This is a genomic window from Paenarthrobacter sp. NyZ202 (assembly GCF_049860755.1).
In the GTDB taxonomy this organism is placed as follows: Bacteria; Actinomycetota; Actinomycetes; order Actinomycetales; family Micrococcaceae; genus Arthrobacter.
In genome coordinates this window covers 501,454-517,184 of record NZ_CP187556.1, presented here as the reverse complement: position 1 = coordinate 517,184, position 15,731 = coordinate 501,454, and the positions used below count along the sequence as shown (strand labels likewise).

The 15,731-nt window shown below is 64.5% G+C and carries 14 protein-coding genes; 3 read left to right on the top strand and 11 right to left on the bottom strand.

The window, feature by feature from the left end; all coding sequences use genetic code 11:
- Nucleotides 1–6: 6 nt before the first annotated feature.
- From ACPFL9_RS02555 to ACPFL9_RS02525, 7 genes are all read right to left on the bottom strand, one after another.
- The gene (locus ACPFL9_RS02555; protein ID WP_426005650.1) at nucleotides 7–303 is read right to left on the bottom strand and encodes a DUF4190 domain-containing protein; all 297 of its coding nucleotides are present in this window, start codon (nucleotides 301–303) and stop codon (nucleotides 7–9) included.
- Between the two features lie 78 nt (nucleotides 304–381).
- On the bottom strand, nucleotides 382–1,155 hold the full coding sequence (locus ACPFL9_RS02550; protein ID WP_426005649.1) for an enoyl-CoA hydratase: 774 nt from the start codon (nucleotides 1,153–1,155) through the stop codon (nucleotides 382–384).
- Between the two features lie 24 nt (nucleotides 1,156–1,179).
- Complete coding sequence (gene mmsB, locus ACPFL9_RS02545) at nucleotides 1,180–2,106, bottom strand: 3-hydroxyisobutyrate dehydrogenase (protein WP_426005648.1); 927 nt, start codon at nucleotides 2,104–2,106, stop codon at nucleotides 1,180–1,182.
- A gap of 11 nt (nucleotides 2,107–2,117) precedes the next feature.
- A complete protein-coding gene (locus ACPFL9_RS02540; RefSeq protein ID WP_426005647.1) occupies nucleotides 2,118–3,194 on the bottom strand; it encodes an enoyl-CoA hydratase/isomerase family protein in 1,077 nt (358 codons plus the stop codon).
- Nucleotides 3,194–4,693, bottom strand: a complete 1,500-nt coding sequence (locus ACPFL9_RS02535; protein ID WP_426005645.1) for a CoA-acylating methylmalonate-semialdehyde dehydrogenase — start codon at nucleotides 4,691–4,693, stop codon at nucleotides 3,194–3,196. Before ACPFL9_RS02535 ends, ACPFL9_RS02540 begins: the two co-directional genes overlap by 1 nt.
- A 119-nt stretch (nucleotides 4,694–4,812) precedes the next feature.
- On the bottom strand, nucleotides 4,813–6,249 hold the full coding sequence (locus ACPFL9_RS02530; protein WP_426005643.1) for a cryptochrome/photolyase family protein: 1,437 nt from the start codon (nucleotides 6,247–6,249) through the stop codon (nucleotides 4,813–4,815).
- 78 nt (nucleotides 6,250–6,327) lie between these two features.
- On the bottom strand, nucleotides 6,328–6,672 hold the full coding sequence (locus tag ACPFL9_RS02525) for a hypothetical protein (RefSeq protein ID WP_426005642.1): 345 nt from the start codon (nucleotides 6,670–6,672) through the stop codon (nucleotides 6,328–6,330).
- A gap of 191 nt (nucleotides 6,673–6,863) precedes the next feature.
- Between ACPFL9_RS02525 and ACPFL9_RS02520 the strand changes: the two genes are divergently transcribed.
- Nucleotides 6,864–9,023 (top strand): glycogen debranching N-terminal domain-containing protein, encoded by a 2,160-nt coding sequence (locus ACPFL9_RS02520; protein ID WP_426005641.1) that lies wholly within the window; start codon nucleotides 6,864–6,866, stop codon nucleotides 9,021–9,023.
- A 28-nt stretch (nucleotides 9,024–9,051) separates the two neighbouring features.
- Here the strand turns inward: ACPFL9_RS02520 and hxlA are convergent, their stop codons facing one another.
- Nucleotides 9,052–9,675: a 3-hexulose-6-phosphate synthase gene (gene hxlA, locus ACPFL9_RS02515; protein WP_426005640.1), complete on the bottom strand. Its 624-nt coding sequence runs from the start codon at nucleotides 9,673–9,675 to the stop codon at nucleotides 9,052–9,054.
- 58 nt (nucleotides 9,676–9,733) lie between these two features.
- Entirely contained in the window at nucleotides 9,734–10,330 is a 597-nt protein-coding gene (hxlB, locus tag ACPFL9_RS02510; RefSeq protein WP_426005639.1) for a 6-phospho-3-hexuloisomerase, read from the bottom strand.
- Between the two features lie 150 nt (nucleotides 10,331–10,480).
- Between hxlB and ACPFL9_RS02505 the strand changes: the two genes are divergently transcribed.
- Entirely contained in the window at nucleotides 10,481–11,821 is a 1,341-nt protein-coding gene (locus ACPFL9_RS02505; RefSeq protein ID WP_426005638.1) for a LuxR C-terminal-related transcriptional regulator, read from the top strand.
- Between the two features lie 33 nt (nucleotides 11,822–11,854).
- Here the strand turns inward: ACPFL9_RS02505 and ACPFL9_RS02500 are convergent, their stop codons facing one another.
- Nucleotides 11,855–13,270 carry a ferredoxin reductase gene (locus tag ACPFL9_RS02500; RefSeq protein ID WP_426005637.1) on the bottom strand — a complete coding sequence of 472 codons (1,416 nt, stop codon included), beginning with the start codon at nucleotides 13,268–13,270 and terminating at the stop codon, nucleotides 11,855–11,857.
- On the bottom strand, nucleotides 13,267–14,571 hold the full coding sequence (locus ACPFL9_RS02495; protein ID WP_426005635.1) for an aromatic ring-hydroxylating oxygenase subunit alpha: 1,305 nt from the start codon (nucleotides 14,569–14,571) through the stop codon (nucleotides 13,267–13,269). Before ACPFL9_RS02495 ends, ACPFL9_RS02500 begins: the two co-directional genes overlap by 4 nt.
- A 169-nt stretch (nucleotides 14,572–14,740) precedes the next feature.
- Between ACPFL9_RS02495 and ACPFL9_RS02490 the strand changes: the two genes are divergently transcribed.
- Nucleotides 14,741–15,673, top strand: a complete 933-nt coding sequence (locus tag ACPFL9_RS02490; RefSeq protein WP_426005634.1) for a LysR family transcriptional regulator — start codon at nucleotides 14,741–14,743, stop codon at nucleotides 15,671–15,673.
- The last annotated feature ends 58 nt before the right edge of the window (nucleotides 15,674–15,731 follow it).

Below are 15,731 nucleotides of genomic sequence, written 5' to 3'. Positions count from 1 at the left end.
CCAGAGCTACGCGTAGGTCGCCGTGAAGGCAAAAATGAGTGCGGAAACCAAGGACAGGACGCCGATCCCGTAGCCCACGGCCAGCGCGCCCACGGCAAGGGGCCGGCCCCGCTCACCGCGCTCCTGGATCTGGTTGAGTGCCACATGGCCTGCACCCACCACGAATACGGCAATGACTGCCATGCCCGCGAAGAACAAGCCCACCAGGGCCAGGACCGCCATTGCCGCTGCGACGATCGCAAGACGATTGACTTGCTGGGCCGAAACATCGACCTGACCGGCCGGAACACTCTCCGTTGACATGTTCTCTCCCCCTTTGTCGGTGGCCTTGAGTCTATCCGGGCCGGGGACGGATTCCGGGCAGGAACTACCGTGCAGGAATTACCGGTGCTTGAAGGCGGGCTCGCGTTTCTCCATGAAGGCCGCCATTCCTTCCTTTTGGTCCTCGGTGGCGAAGAGTGAGTGGAACACCCGGCGTTCATAGACCACGCCTTGGGCGAGGCCCATCTCGAACGCGGCATTGACGGCTTCCTTCGCCACCATGGCTGCGGGTTTGGACTTCGAAGCAATGACATCCGCTGCCTTCAACGCTTCGTCCACAACTTCCGCGGCGGGCACCACCCGGGAGACCAGGCCCGAACGCTCAGCCTCCTCCGCGTCCATGAAACGCCCGGTCAGGACCATGTCCATCGCCTTGGCCTTGCCCACAGCCCGGGTGAGACGCTGGGAACCGCCCATGCCCGGGATCACACCCAGGTTGATCTCGGGCTGCCCGAATTTGGCGTTGTCGCCGGTGATGATGACATCGGCCATCATGGCCAACTCGCACCCTCCGCCCAAGGCAAACCCGGAGACCGCCGCAATGATGGGTATGCGCAGGCGCGTCAGGTCCTCCCAGTGCCTGAACCAATCCGCCGCGTACATTTCCATGTAACTGTTGGAGGACATCTCCTTGATGTCCGCACCAGCCGCGAAGGCCTTTGCCGAACCCGTGATCACTACGGCACCCACACCGGGATCACGATCCATGTCAGTGACCGCCTCGACGAGTTCATTCATGAGCGCCGTGTTCAAGGCGTTCAAAGCCGACGGTCTGTTCAGCGTCACCAGGCCAACCCGGCCCCGGCGCTCCACCAGGATGTTCTCGAACGTCATACTCTCCCTCTCAGCAACCAAAACTTACGAAGACTTGTCGCGGATGTCGGTAATGATGCCGGAGAAGTCCCGCGCGGCGCCCTCTCCGGCAGCAAAGGCATCGTAGATCCTGGACGCCAGCGGCCCCATCTCCGCTGCGACACCCGTACTTTCCAACGCATTCACTGCCAGGCGCAGGTCCTTGGCCATCAAAGCGCCGGCAAAACCGGGTTGGTAGTCACGGTTGGCCGGACTCGTAGGCACGGGACCGGGAACCGGACAGTTGGTGGTCAACGCCCAGCACTGCCCGGACGCATTGGACGCAACATCGAACAGCGCCTGATGGGTAAGGCCCAGTTTCTCGCCCAGGACAAAGGCCTCGGCAACAGCGATCATGGACACCCCCAGGATCATGTTGTTGCACACCTTCGCGGCTTGGCCGGCTCCGTGGTCGCCGCAGTGGACGATCCTCTTGCCCATGTGTTCCAGGAGCGGCCTGACGGCGTCGAAATCCCCGGGCAGCGCTCCCACCATGAAGGTCAGGGTTCCGGCCTCGGCGCCTACTACCCCACCGGACACGGGAGCATCCACAGACCGGTGCCCCGCAGCGACGGCCAGGGACGCTGCCTCGCGGGCCTCGTCCACGTTGATGGTGGAACAGTCGAGGAAGAGGGTGTCCGGCCGTGCAGCCGCAAGGAGCCCTGGACCCTCGACGCCCCGGTACGCGTCCAGCACATGCTTGCCGCTGGGCAACATGGTCAACACCACGCCCGCGTCCCGCACGGCATCGACCGCCGATTCCGCCATGGGGATCCCATGGTCCCTGGCCGCTTCCACGGCGGCCGGCACAGGGTCGTAGCCGATCACCTCATGCCCTGCCTTGATCAGGTTGGCCGCCATGGGACCGCCCATGTGGCCGAGGCCCAGGAAAGCGATGAGTCCCGTGGCCGACCTCGCTGCATTCTCTGTCATGATCGTCTCCCTCAACTCGACTGGACTGGACTTGGCGCAAGCCCCAGTTCACGGTCGCCAAGCGGCGCGAAATAGCCCTCGACGTCGGACGCCGCCACCTCGGCGAGGGTGGCCGGCTTCCATTGCGGATTGCGGTCCTTGTCCACCACCTGGGCACGGATCCCTTCCCGGAAGTCCGGACCCGAGAGGCAGCGAAGACCCACCCTGTACTCCTGGTCCAGGGCTTCTTCGAGGGAGAGCCCCCGCACACGCCGCAACGATTCCAGGGCAACCTTGACCGACGTCGGGGATTTCCCCTCGATCGTGTCCGCGGCTTCGGCCGCGTCCCCACCGGCACTGCGCAGGCGGTGCACGATCTCCTCGGCCTCGCCGCCTGCGTAGCAGGCATCGATCCAGTCCCGTTGCGCCTCCAGGGGTGAGTCCGGCGCGGCTTGGGCAAAGCGCCCGACGGCGGCGTCCGCCGTCGAGCTTTCCAGCGCTTGGGCAAGTGCCGGGAGGCTTCCGGACGGCACGAAGTGGTCCGCAAGTCCGAGGAACAGTGCATCCGCCCCGGTCAAGTGCGCTCCCGTCAGGGCGGCATGGGTTCCGGTCTCCCCCGGTGCACGCGACAGCAACAGGGTGCCGCCGACGTCGGGCACGAAACCGATGGTTGTTTCCGGCATGCCGGTACGGGTCCGTTCGGTGACCACCCGGACCGATCCGTGGGCCGAAACGCCCACGCCACCACCGAGCACCAGCCCGTCCATGAAGGCAACGTAGGGCTTGGGGTAGTTGGCAATCAGGGCGTTGAGCCGGTATTCATCAGCCCAGAAGTCTGCCGTGGCCGAACCGCCGTGCAGCATGTCCTTGTAGATGGCCACGATGTCACCGCCGGCGCAGAGACCGCGGTCGCCGGCACCGCGCACCAACACCGTGGCAACGGAGTCATCATCAGCCCAGGCAGCCAACTGCTGCAGCATGGCTTTCACCATGCCCGCATTGAGGGCGTTGACTGCCCGGGGCCGGTTGAGCGTCACGATGCCCAGATGGCCGCGGCGCTCAAAGAGCACTTGGTCTTCTGCCTGTTCGGTGGAAACTGTTTCTCCCATCAGCTGCCTGCCGGCATCACGAAGCTGGCGCCCTGGCGGATGCCGGAGGGCCACCGCGAGGTGACGGTCTTGGTCTTGGTGTAGAAACGGAAGGCGTCGGCGCCGTGCTGGTTGAGGTCGCCGAAACCGGACGCTTTCCAGCCACCGAAGGTGTAGTACGCGATCGGCACCGGGATGGGGACGTTGATGCCCACCATGCCCACTTCCACCCGGCTGGCGAAGTCGCGGGCGGAATCGCCGTCGCGGGTGAAAATGGCCACGCCGTTGCCGAACTCGTGCTCGCTGCAGAGCCGCAGAGCCTCGTCGTAGTCTGCCGCCCGCAGGACACTGAGCACGGGACCGAAGATCTCTTCCTTGTAGATCTTCATGTCCTTGGTGACATTGTCGAAGAGTGTGGGGCCCACCCAGAACCCGCCGTCATAGCCGTCAACGGTCAGGCCGCGCCCATCGGCAACGAGCGTGGCGCCTTCATCAACGCCGGACTGGATGTATCCCTCGATCCTTTCCTTGGCGGACGCGGCAACCACCGGCCCGAAGTCCACGTCTTTGTCCAGGCTGTGGCCCACCTTCAGGTCCTTGACCCGTTCACCCAGCTTGGCCACCAGCGCATCGGCCGTCTCCTGGCCCACAGGTACGGCCACCGAGATGGCCATGCAGCGCTCACCTGCGGAACCGTACCCGGCACCAATCAGGGCGTCGGCAGCCATGTCGAGGTCGGCGTCGGGCATGATCACCATATGGTTCTTTGCCCCGCCGAAGCACTGGGCCCGCTTGCCGTGCGCAGCGGCGGTGGCGTAGATGTACTGGGCAATCGGCGTGGAACCCACGAAGCCGATCGCCTTGACCCGCGGGTCCTCGAGGAGCGCGTCCACGGCTTCCTTGTCACCGTTGATCACGTTGAAGACGCCGTTCGGCACCCCGGCTTCGCTGTACAGCTCGGCCAGGCGCAAAGGAACGGAGGGGTCGCGTTCGGACGGTTTAAGGATGAATGCGTTGCCGGCGGCGAGCGCAGGTCCGGACTTCCACAGCGGAATCATGGCCGGGAAATTGAACGGGGTAATGCCCGCAACCACCCCGAGTGGCTGACGGAGCGAATGGACATCGATACCCTGGCCTGCGCTGTCGGAGAATTCACCCTTGAGCAAGTGCGGGGCACCGGCGGAGAACTCCACCACCTCGATGCCGCGCTGGATATCGCCCTTGGCGTCGGCAAAGGTCTTGCCGTGCTCCGAGGACAGGAGCCTGGCGAGTTCGTCCATGTTGTCGTTGACCAAATCAACGAACTTCAGCAGTATCCGGGCACGGCGCTGGGGGTTCATGGCAGCCCACTCGAGCTGGCCCTTCTCCGCATTCGCTACCGCGTTGCGAACCTCGTCCGCGCTGGCCAACGGAAGCCGGGCCTGGACCTGGCCCGTGCAGGGATCGTAGACGTCGCTGAAACGGCCGGACGTTCCGTCCACCCGTTGGCCATCAATGTAGTGGGAAAGTTCGCGCACCATGGTGAATGCTCCTTTGCATCGTGAATGACTGCCGTTCCCGGGGTGCTGGGACGTGGCGGGAACACGTGACCAACTGTGATCCAGGTCATCTCTGAACCTGAATATACTCGGACTTCCTACTAAATTCCAGAGGGGCACCCGGCAGCGGCGGGCAGGCCTAAGTGGACCTCGCGCAGCTCCTTGTAGGCATCCAGCGCGTCCTGGCGGGAGGTCTTGAGGTCCACGATTTCGGCGGGATAATCAGGCGTGCCGAACTCCGGAATCCAGTGCGCGATGTACTTGCCGTGCGGGTCGAACCTGGTGCGCTGTGCCTCAGGATTGAAGATCCGGAAGAACGGTGAGGCATCAGCACCTGAACCGGCCACCCACTGCCAATTGGCCGGATTGGACGCAGGGTCGGCATCAACCAGTGTGTCCCAAAACCACTGCTCGCCGAGCTGCCAGTGGATGCCAAGATTCTTCACCAGGAAGCTCGCAGCGACCATGCGGACCCGGTTGTGCATCCAGCCCGTGTGCCAAAGCTGTCGCTGCCCGGCATCCACCATGGGAAACCCGGTGAGGCCCTTCTGCCAGGCTTCGAACTCCTCGGGCGCGGACTCATGGCCGGGATGCCTGCCATCGGAGGAACTGCCGGAAGCTCCCGGCCATGCCCACGGAAAACGGTCGAACTCGGTTCGGAGATTGGCCGTGGCCAGGGTCGGGTTGTGGAAGTACTGGTGCCAGCAGAATTCCCGCCACCCAAGCTCGGAGGCGAAAATCGTGGCGCTGTCCGAGCGCTTGGTGCCCAAGGCGTGCCAGACCTCGAACGGGCTCAGTTCACCCCAGCGGAGGTAGGGCGACAGGGAACTGCTGCCATCAACATCCGGCCGGTTGCGTCCGTCCTTGTAGCCGGACAGGCCGTTGGCCACGAAGTCCCGGAGCCGCCGGTGACCGGCATCCGAACCGGGCGTCCAGCGCTCAGCCAACCCCCCGGACCAGTCGGGCCTGGTGGGCAGGAGGTGCCAGGAATCCAGGTCGTCATACGCGGGAAGCTTGCCCCCGTAACCATGCCCCTTGGCCGGGATGGCCAACGGTTCACGGAACTCCTGGGCGGACACCGCCCGCCAGAAGGGCGTGAAGACCTTGTACTGCCCGCCGGTCTTGGTAGTGATCTTCCACGGCTCATGGAGCAAGGAGGCCTGGAAGCTCTCTACATGCAGCCCCTCGTCCCCCGCCCAGGCCTTGATCCCGGCGTCGATGGTCCGTTCCACTTCGCCGTACCGCCGGTTCCAGTACAGCGCGCCCGCGCCTGCCGCCGTCGTGGTTTTCCGCACGACCTCCGCGGCCGGTCCACGCCGCAGCAACAAAGGAATCCCGAGTTTGTCCAGATCCTCGCGCAGCGCCGCCAGGGAGTGGTGCAGCCACCACTTCGCGGCACCGCCGTGCGGACGGATGCCGTGCGATTCCTCGTCCAGGACGTACAGGGCCACTGCGGCGCCATCATCGACGGCGGCGCGCAAGGCCGGGTTGTCGCGGACCCTGAGGTCGTCACGGAACCATACGATGGACGGCTTCACTTGAGCCCCTCTTCCAGGTTGAATACAGAAAGTGCCCTTACGAACGAATCATAAGGGCACTTTCTGTAAACATTCCGACTAGCTGAGGGTGGAAACCGGCCCATCCTGTTCAACCACCAGCAACGCCGGGGTGGGAACCTCCAGGGCACCGGCTACGGGAACGCTGTTGACCACGTAGTCCCGCGCAGCCTCGCCAATCATGCGAAGTCCCGGGTAGTAGCGCAGACCGTCACGCTTGTCGTGCTTGACGCCGCTGATCCGGACTGCCGTGCGGAAGGCACTGTCCGGGATGGGAACCTTGTTCCCCAGCAAGCACCAACTGATGTACAGGCCATACAGGGCTTCAAAGCCCAACCCGTCTTCGCTGTCTTCTTCGTAAATTACGGAATCGCGCAGGAACGCATGAATCTGGGAATCTGTCATTGCAGAGGCCTCCGGCCATCAAAAAGGGCCGCCGGTCTGCATCAGCGAGGTAGTGCTCTTCCCCACTATAGACCCCTTTCCACCGCCCGGCTGGCCCGCGGAGATGAACTCCGGGTACAGAGGTCTGGTATCCGCTGCCGGCACGGCGTACCGTCAACTACATCCCGCTGCACGCCGTTGAAGGAGCCCCCGTGGCCGGATGGAATACTGACACGGCCGCCGGCCCCTTGGGTTCCGGTACGGTGACGCTCGTGGAGGGCTCGTCGTTTTGCATCTCCACGGCCAACGGGGACATTCGCCCAGGCCTGCCCCACGGTGTCTTCCATCTGGACACCCGCATCCTGTCGCGCTGGGAAATGACCATCAACGACCAGCCCCTGGAACCCCTGGCCGCCGAAACCCAGGAACCATACCGTGCGCTGTTCGCTTGCCGCGTACCGGGGCCCGGTGGCTACTCGGACAGCCCCCTGCTGGTGGAACGGCGCCGGGAGGTTGGGGCCGGGATCCTGGAGAAGGTTACGGTCCACAACTACTCCGCCAAGCCCACGGAATGCCGGATCACGTTGTCGGTGGAAGCCGACTTTGCGGACCTGTTCGAGGTCAAGGAGGCCCGGGTCACCCGCGAGTGGAAGGAAACCCGCCGGATCGACGGTGACTCCCTGGAAATCCGGGGTCAGTGGGAAGGCGTGCGCAAAAGTGTGGTCATCAGGGCCGAAGGCGGCGGTGCAGGAGCGAAGGCCCTGGGCTACAGGATCACCGTGCCGCCTTTTGGGGAGTGGAACGCACGCCTCAGCGTGGTCCCGACGGTCGACGGCACCGGCACGGCCCTTCCTTTCGGGCATCCGGACCGGGACGGGCTCTCCCCCAGCGACCGCCGAAGGCAGGAATGGGTGGCCAGGATCCCGGTCCTCCAGATGGGCAACCGGTCCATCCAGCGGACCCTGCGCCGGAGCTACGAGGACCTGGGCGCTTTGCGGATCCAGGATCCCAACCACCCTGACAGGGTGGTTGTGGCCGCCGGTGCGCCCTGGTTCATGACCCTGTTCGGCCGCGACTCACTCTGGGCGTCGGAAATGGCGCTGCCTGTGGATCCTTCCCTGGCGCTGGGTACCTTGCGCACCCTCGCGGAACGGCAGGGCACCGAGGTCAATGAGGACACCGAAGAGGAACCGGGCAAGATCCTCCACGAGGTCAGGCTGGATGTCACCAGTGGGCAGGCACTGGGCGGCAGGTCCGCTTACTACGGCAGCGTGGATGCCACGCCGCTTTTCGTGGTGGTGCTCGGCTCCGTCAGCCGCTGGGGCTTCTCCAGGGAGACCATCAAGGCGCTGCTGCCCAATGCGGACCGGGCGCTGGACTGGATCCGCCATTACGGGGACCGTGACGGGGACGGCTTCGTGGAGTACGGCCGGCCCAACCAGCATGGGCTCATCAACCAGGGCTGGAAGGACTCGTGGGACGGCATCAACTTCGCCGACGGCACCCTCGCGGAGGTGCCCATCGCCCTGGCGGAGGTCCAGGCCTATGTGCATGGCGCCTATGTGGCACGCGCCTGGATGGCTTACGACGACGGCGACACCGCCTTGGCGGCCGACCTCCAGGAACGCGCGGACCGGCTGAAGCAAAGGTTCAACGAGGAGTTCTGGTTGCCGGACCGGGGCTACTTCGCCGTAGCGCTGGACCGGGACAAGCGGCCGGTGGATGCGTGCGCCTCCAACATGGGCCACTGCCTGTGGTTTGGTTTGCTGGATGAGGACAAGGTTCCCTCCGTGGTGGAACATCTGATGTCCAAGGAAATGTTCAGCGGATGGGGAGTGCGGACCTTGGCCAGCAACATGGCCTCCTACAACCCGGCCAGCTACCACAACGGATCAGTATGGCCCCACGATAACGCCCTGATCATGTCCGGCTTGCTCCGGTACGGGTATGTGGAGGAAGCCCAGCGGATCGGCACCGCCCTCCTCGAGGCGGCCGAGTACTCCGGTGGCCGGCTTCCCGAGCTCTTCTGCGGCTTCGACCGCGACAGGTTCATGGAACCGGTGCCCTACCCCACCGCCTGTTCGCCGCAAGCATGGGCGGCCACCACGCCCATCCACGTGATCACCAGCCTGATGCGGTACGACACCCACATCTCGCAGGGCGGGATCTGGCTGGACCCGGTGCTGCCGGAGTCCTTCGGGGACCTGCACATCAGCAACGCCCCCATGGGAGATGCCCGCATCACGATCGACGCCTCCGGAATGCAAGCGACGGTGCAAGGCATTCCGGAGGGTCTCACGGTTCATCACGGGCAGCGGCCCTGGATGTCCGAGCTCGTGGAGCGGGCCCGCTTGCGGGAGCCGGACAGGTAGGCCGCCAGCTACTGGATGGCAGCAGCAGTTACTGGATGGCAGCCTTCAGTTCCTTGGCAGCCAGTTCCGGGTCCTCGGCGCTGTAGATGGCGCTTCCGGCAACAGCAACGTCAGCACCTGCCAACTGCACGGATCCGATGGTGGAGGCGTTCACTCCACCGGCCACGGAGAACGGAACACGGGCTTCCTCGCCGGCGTTCAGCAGGGTGCGCAGGTTGTAGCCAGGCTGTGCCTGCTCGTCCAGGCCTGCGTGGAACTCGATGAACTTGGCGCCCAGTGCACGGGCTTCCTTGGCCCGGGATACCTTGTCGGCAACACCGATCAGGTCCACCACGATGCCCTTGTTGTGGGCCTTGGCTGCGGCGACGGCACCGGCAATGGTGGAATCGTCGGCGGTGCCCAGCACGGAGACGAGGTCGGCTCCGGCCTTGAACGCGATGTCAGCCTCGAGCTCGCCGGCGTCCATGGTCTTCATGTCCGCGAACACGATCTTTTCCGGGTGGGCTTCCTTGATGGCGGAGATGGCGGAGAGGCCCTCGGCCTTGATGAGGGGCGTACCCAACTCGATGATGTCCACGTACTCGGCGACCTTGCCGGCCAGTGCCAGGGCATCTTCGGTGGTGAGGAGGTCCAGTGCAACCTGCAGTTTCATGTTTTCTTCTTTCCGGTGGTGTTGGTTGTTGTGCACAGCACGGGTAAAACGAGGACGCCTACTCGAGGTTGGCGTGGCGGAGCCATAGCTGCTCAGCCGGCTCGTCTGTGGTGTCCCAGAGGGTTTGGAACACCGTCTCGGTGGCCAGGAACAGAGACTGCTCAAAAAGGCTCCCGGAGTATTGGCGGGTGATGGCGGATCCGTGATCCGTCTTGCGTGCCGCCGGGATAACCACCACGGCACCGGCCAGGCCGGCCAGCGGCGAGTCCGGGTCGGTAGTCACCGCCGCGACCTCTGCTCCGGCGTCGCGGGCAGTCTGGGCAGCCTTGACTACCCCGGCCGTGGTTCCCGATCCCGACGCAACCAGCAGGAGGTCGCCCGAGGTGATGGCCGGCGTCGTGGTGTCACCGGCCACGTGCACCGTCAGTCCGAGGTGCATCAAGCGCATGGCAGCCATCCGCAGGACCAGCCCGCTCCGCCCGGCGCCGGCCAGGAAGACACGGTCCGCGCCCTTGATCCGGTCGGCCAGGACTGCCAGTTCCCGGACATCGATCTTGCTGGTGGTGTCCAGGATTTCCTTCTGGATGAGGGAAAGGTTCAGGGCGGCCTGATCGGTGGTTCCGGTCAGGGACGGCGACTCTGCCGTTACGTCCATACGTGCTCCCTTCTCAGGTGGTAGATGGGCCGCTTCTGCGGCCTGATACCAGTTTTCAGGTATCTGCGGGTAGGTAATACGCTGAAAAAGAGCAGTAATACCTATCCGTTCGGGTAGTCAGGGCGCGCCGACAGCCGGTACCGTTCTTCCATGACCATCACTGCTGCGCCTTCTGCCCTGCTGTCCACGGGACTTCCCTGGCAACTGCTGGACCACATCACGGCAGTTGTGCAGGCCCCCCTCCTGGGCATCGCCGGGAGCCTCCGCGCCGCTGTCCAGCCGTTCATGGCAAACAGTGCCCTGGTGATCTTCACCGAAGACTGCACCGGACGGCCCCAGAAGAAGGCCGGCGACGAGGCAATCATCGGGCGGGTCACCATCGCGGAGCTGGAGCGCCTCCGCGCCGGGGTTCCGGACGGGAAAGCGTGGACAGGGCGGGCGGAGATCGGGGGCATGGAACGGGACGTTCTTGCCCTGAAATACCAACCCAGCGGGGCCTTGCTTGTGCTCACGGACCCCGGGCACGTACAGGCAGGGCAGCCTCCGGCGGAACAGCTTCCCGCAGCACAGCCCAAACAGCATGTCAGTGGGCAGCTGCGCATTGTGGAGTACCTGTGGTGCCTCGCAGCCGCCCGCATCCAGGAAAAGGTATCGGATGCGCCGCCGTCGTACCTTCTGGAATCCCGTGCCGCCTCGGCCGAGCGCCTGCGGGTCACAGCAGAGCTCGTGGACCAGCACTCAACCACGCTGGAAACGGTGCTCGCTGCCCTGCGCTCCACAGCCTTGGACGACAAAGCCGCCCGCACCGCAGTGACGGACATGACCGCCAAAGCATTGGTGGGCCTGCGCACACTGAACGACCGCACCAGCGACCTCGCGGAGGAACCCGTGAGCAATGCGTTCGCGCGACTGCGGGAGGACCTCCGGCCGTTGATGCGGTTCAGCAACATCGATACCCAGTTCATCGAACCGCCGGCCAACGGCAGGGCACTGCCGGGAGAAGTTGCCCACGCCGCCAGGGCGGTAGTGCGGGGACTGGTGTTGGCGATCGCGGAGCAGCCTGATGTGCGGCGGGTCCGGGTCCAGTGGGACTGCGACGGAGAAAACCTGCTGGTCAATGTCCGTGACGACGGCCGCGGCGACCTCTCCCCCGACGCCCCCACCATCGACCGGCTGCGGCAAAGGGTTCAGGCGGTGGACGGACGCATGGGCATCGACGTCATGCAGGGGTGGGGAGCGGACATCTCCGTAGTCCTGCCCCTGGATCCTCCCGGGTTACCGGGCAAGGACGTAGCTGCATGGGGACTGGCGCAGAGGGAGCTCGAGGTTCTGGAGCTCCTGGCCGCGGGACACAGAAACCGTGCCATCGCTGCTGCCTTGAACATCAGCGAGAACACGGTGAAGTTCCATGTGCGGAACTTGTTCAGGAAGTTGGACGTCCGGTCCCGCACTGAGGCCACGGCAATGGCCCACAGTGCGGGAATCCGGTAGTCCGTTGCTGCGCAGGACGCAGCCGGATTGGAGTTAAGCGTCGATCACCAGGTCGGTCTGGGCAGTGGAGCAGCAAGGCAGGAACTTGCCCGCGTCGATCTCCCTCTTTCGGATTCCGCCCTGGTGGTTCATGTCGATGTCACCAGACAGCTTGACCACCTTGCAGGAACCGCACATTCCTTCCTTGCAGTTCGCGCCGATCCTGACGCCCGCGCGCTGTGCCACCTCAAGGATGTGCTCGCTGGGGTCGATCCGCACGTTAATGCCGGTCTTCAGGAAGGACATCGTGAGGCTGCCGGAACCTACAGTGTTGAAGCTTGAGGCATCGGGAGTTGCTGCCTCAGGCTCGGTGACCGGACCGCCGTCGTTCGTCCCGGAACCGGAGGGCTCCCCCTCAACCGTCTCCAGGGGCAGGCCTGAGGCCTCCAGGGTCCCGTCGGCATCGTAACCGGGCTCGTAGAGTCCGAATGCGGCGGGCTGGCTTTCGTAGTAGTCCTCGGCCGAGTCGGCGATTTCCTCCGCGATCTCCTCGGCAATGTCCGCGGCGAGGGCAACCTCGGCCGCGTATTCAAGGAGCGTCTGGCGATCACCGGAGAAGAACTCCATGTAGATGGAGGTGTCGTCCACGCCCACCTTCTTGAGAAGTTCGGTGGCGGTGTTCAGGTAGCCCTCGGGACCACAGGCATACACCTGGCGTCCATTGGCGTCAGGCGCCACGTGGTCAATCATTGCCGAAGTCAGGCGCCCCGTGAGGCCTTCCCAACCGTCCGGCTTGTTGCGGTCACCCAGGGAGTAGAAGACCCGGATCCGCGAATCCACGGAAGCGATGTAAGCCAGCTCCCGGTGGAAGGCGAAGCCGCCTGCTTCTGCGCCGTGGTAAAGCACCACAACGTCCGCGTGACCCGGCAACGAATGGATGGTGCGCACCATGGACATGATGGGCGTGATGCCGGCTCCGGCTGCGAGCAACAGGTAACGTGCACGCCGGTCCGCATCAGGCAGATGGAATGCACCCACGGGACCGAGCATCTCCAGCACGGTCCCGGGCTTGACGTTGTCGTGCACCCACGGGGACACCAGGCCGCCGGCATCGCGCTTGACGCTGATGCTGAAGGTCCACGGCTCGGTGGGCGAGCTGGACAGGGAGTAGCTGCGGTCCACAGGCTCGTGGTCCTCGCCGTTCACGGGGAACGCCACGTTGACATACTGCCCGGCACGGAATGCCAGGGGCGCACCGTCGCAGCGGCGGAAGACGAAAGTCATCAGGCCGCCGGCCTCGGGAACGGTTTCCACGCACTCGGCCATGAACTCCTGCGGATGCCAGGGGCCCAGGGCCCGGGCAGCGCGGGCCGGTGCATCCGTGCTGCCCATCACCCGGTTCCACGGCATCTCAAGGCCGCGGATACGCTGCGGTTCCTCGATGACCGTCTCGGTGAGGAGTTCCGTCATGCCAAGTGCTCCTGAACGCGCTGCACGTACCAGTTGATGAATGCTTCAACCTGGTATTCGCTCTTCATGTACGGGCCGGGCTCGTAGGCAGGGCTGCCCGCGCCGGTCTGGCACAGCTCAACGAAGGCCTTGTCCTGGATGTTGGTCTGCTTCCAGGTGTAGGTGAGCTTGTCCAGGTCGTAGTCCACGCCTTCTTCGGCGTCGTCGGCCACCAACCAGGTGGTGCGGACCAGGGACTGGTGTTCGTTGATCGGGAAGACACCGAACGTGATCACGTGGTCGCCCAGGAAGTGGAACCAGCTGTTGGGCTGCAGGTGCATGGAACAGCGGCCGAGGCGGAAGTCCGGCAGGTCGCCGAGCAGCTTCTTGGAAAGGCGGCGCCCATCGGCGGAGAACGATTCGCCTTCGCCGTCCAAGGACTCGCGTGAGATGCGGATGCCGGCAATACGGGTATCGAGTTCCTCAACCACCTCGTAGGGGAGGCCATAGCGACGGCAACGCTCTTCAAGCGAGGACTGGGCTTCCTTGTTACGGTCCCAAACCTCCTCAAGGTGTGCCGGGATCAGGCCCTCGGTCAGGCCCCATGTGGGGAAGAGCGAGCACGCCAGCTCGGGGTGTCCGTCGCAGTGGTAGCACTCACGGTTGTTCTCCATGACGAGCTTCCAGTTGCCCTCTTCGATGATGTTCTGCTGGTAGGCAATCTTCGTCTTGGACAGATCGTGGGGCGCCAGGTAGGGCTCGAAGATCTTGGAGGTCTCGTCAAAGTCCGTGGGCGGCTCGTCCGCGATGCAGACAAAGATGAGTCCGGCGACCTCGCGGCTGTGGGCACGCTTGAGGGCGAAGCAGTTCTTGTCGAACTTGGCTTCTCCGGGAGCGGAGGCGTGGATCAGGTTGCCCTCGGGGGAATAGGTCCAGGAGTGGTAGCCGCAGACGAGGTTTCCGGTGGAGCCGGCGGCTTCGGTCAGGACGCGGGCACCGCGGTGGCGGCATACGTTGTGGAGAACGTTGACGTCACCTTCATCGGTGCGCAGCACGATCAGGGAGTACGGGCCGTAGTCCACCGTGATGTAGTCGCCGGGCTCAGGCAGTTCGGCGACGCTGCCGGCAAAAATCCAGTGCTGGCCGAAGATGGCTTCCATGTCGATCTTGAAGATCGTGGGATCGGTGTAGAAGGGGGCATCGAGGGAATAGCCCGTACGCCGGAACTCAAACAACGCGGTGATTTCTGCCAACTGCTCGGCAGGCAGGGATGAAGCGAGTTTTCCGCGTGAATTGAGGGCGACGTTCACTGGAGCAGTCATGGGTTTCCTCCCGGGAGGCTGGGTACGTAGGTGAATCTGGGGGACCGGCAATGCGTCGTCGCGGCCGGTATTTTCGAAGTCTTCGTAGTAAGAGATTAGGGTCACAGGAACTGCAACAAAAGCGCAATATTCAGGAGATAACCGTGCACGTTTGGTGCATGATTAGTTCATGATCGATCCAAGGCTCAATACCCTTCGCGTGTTTGCCCGCTGCGGCACGGTCGGAGCAACAGCCGAACTCACCGGTTACTCCCCTTCTGCAGTGTCCGCGCAGCTCCGCGAGCTCCAGCGCCTGCTGGGAATGCAGTTGCTGACAAAGGACGGAAGGGGCGTTCGGCTGACCGCCACAGGCCGGTACCTGGTGGCCGGATCGGACGCGCTCGTCGCGGAATGGGAGAGCCTGCGGGCGGCGGCCATGGAAGCCGGCGACCAAGTGCAGTCACATTTTGGTTTGGGCGGATTCTCGACGGCGGCCGCCCAGTTGCTTGCGCCGCTGGCGGCAACGCTGCGGTCAACACGGCCGCAGCTCGAGGTACAGGTATTGGAGGCCGACCCGGCCCGCTGCTTTGACCTGCTGGTCGCCGAACGGATCGACCTCGCCGTCATAGTGGCCATGCAATCGGACACATACGGCGAGGACGATCCGCGCTTCGAACAGACCGTCCTGCTCGACGATCCCCTGGACGTGATTATTCCGGCCGACCACCCCCTGGCAACGAGGACGACCGTGACGCTCGAAGAGCTGGCCTCGGAACCATGGATCACTGAGTCAGCCGGTTCCACGTATCACGCCCTGTTTACCGCGGCGTTCACTGCGGTGGGCGTGACCCCGCGGATAGCCCACGAGGCCGTTGAGTGGGAAACCCAGATCGCTTTTGTCGGGGCCGGGCTCGGCGTTGGCCTCTTGCCGCGCCTGGCTCCCCTCCACAGTGCCGAAAACGTGGTCCGGCTCCGCATTACGGGCAAGGGAAAGCCAGCGCGCCGCATTGTCGCCGCAGTCCGCAGGGGAAGCATCTCTTCGCCCCTGATCAAGGAGTCGCTGGATATCCTGCAGGCCCGGGCCCATCGGATCCTCACCGCCCGCCCGGAGGACGACCTCTGACCAGCTCGTGTCTCCCCAAGCGGCGTCCTGGCGTCGCCTGGATTTTCCAGCCGACGCC

Coding starts and splice junctions, on each gene's coding strand:
- ACPFL9_RS02555 (WP_426005650.1), bottom strand. CDS start 303: ATGTCAACGGAGAGTGTTCCGGCCGGTCAGGTCGATGTTTCGGCCCAG.
- ACPFL9_RS02550 (WP_426005649.1), bottom strand. CDS start 1,155: ATGACGTTCGAGAACATCCTGGTGGAGCGCCGGGGCCGGGTTGGCCTG.
- mmsB (WP_426005648.1), bottom strand. CDS start 2,106: ATGACAGAGAATGCAGCGAGGTCGGCCACGGGACTCATCGCTTTCCTG.
- ACPFL9_RS02540 (WP_426005647.1), bottom strand. CDS start 3,194: ATGGGAGAAACAGTTTCCACCGAACAGGCAGAAGACCAAGTGCTCTTT.
- ACPFL9_RS02535 (WP_426005645.1), bottom strand. CDS start 4,693: ATGGTGCGCGAACTTTCCCACTACATTGATGGCCAACGGGTGGACGGA.
- ACPFL9_RS02525 (WP_426005642.1), bottom strand. CDS start 6,672: ATGACAGATTCCCAGATTCATGCGTTCCTGCGCGATTCCGTAATTTAC.
- hxlA (WP_426005640.1), bottom strand. CDS start 9,675: ATGAAACTGCAGGTTGCACTGGACCTCCTCACCACCGAAGATGCCCTG.
- hxlB (WP_426005639.1), bottom strand. CDS start 10,330: ATGGACGTAACGGCAGAGTCGCCGTCCCTGACCGGAACCACCGATCAG.
- ACPFL9_RS02505 (WP_426005638.1), top strand. CDS start 10,481: ATGACCATCACTGCTGCGCCTTCTGCCCTGCTGTCCACGGGACTTCCC.
- ACPFL9_RS02500 (WP_426005637.1), bottom strand. CDS start 13,270: ATGACGGAACTCCTCACCGAGACGGTCATCGAGGAACCGCAGCGTATC.
- ACPFL9_RS02495 (WP_426005635.1), bottom strand. CDS start 14,571: ATGACTGCTCCAGTGAACGTCGCCCTCAATTCACGCGGAAAACTCGCT.
- ACPFL9_RS02490 (WP_426005634.1), top strand. CDS start 14,741: ATGATCGATCCAAGGCTCAATACCCTTCGCGTGTTTGCCCGCTGCGGC.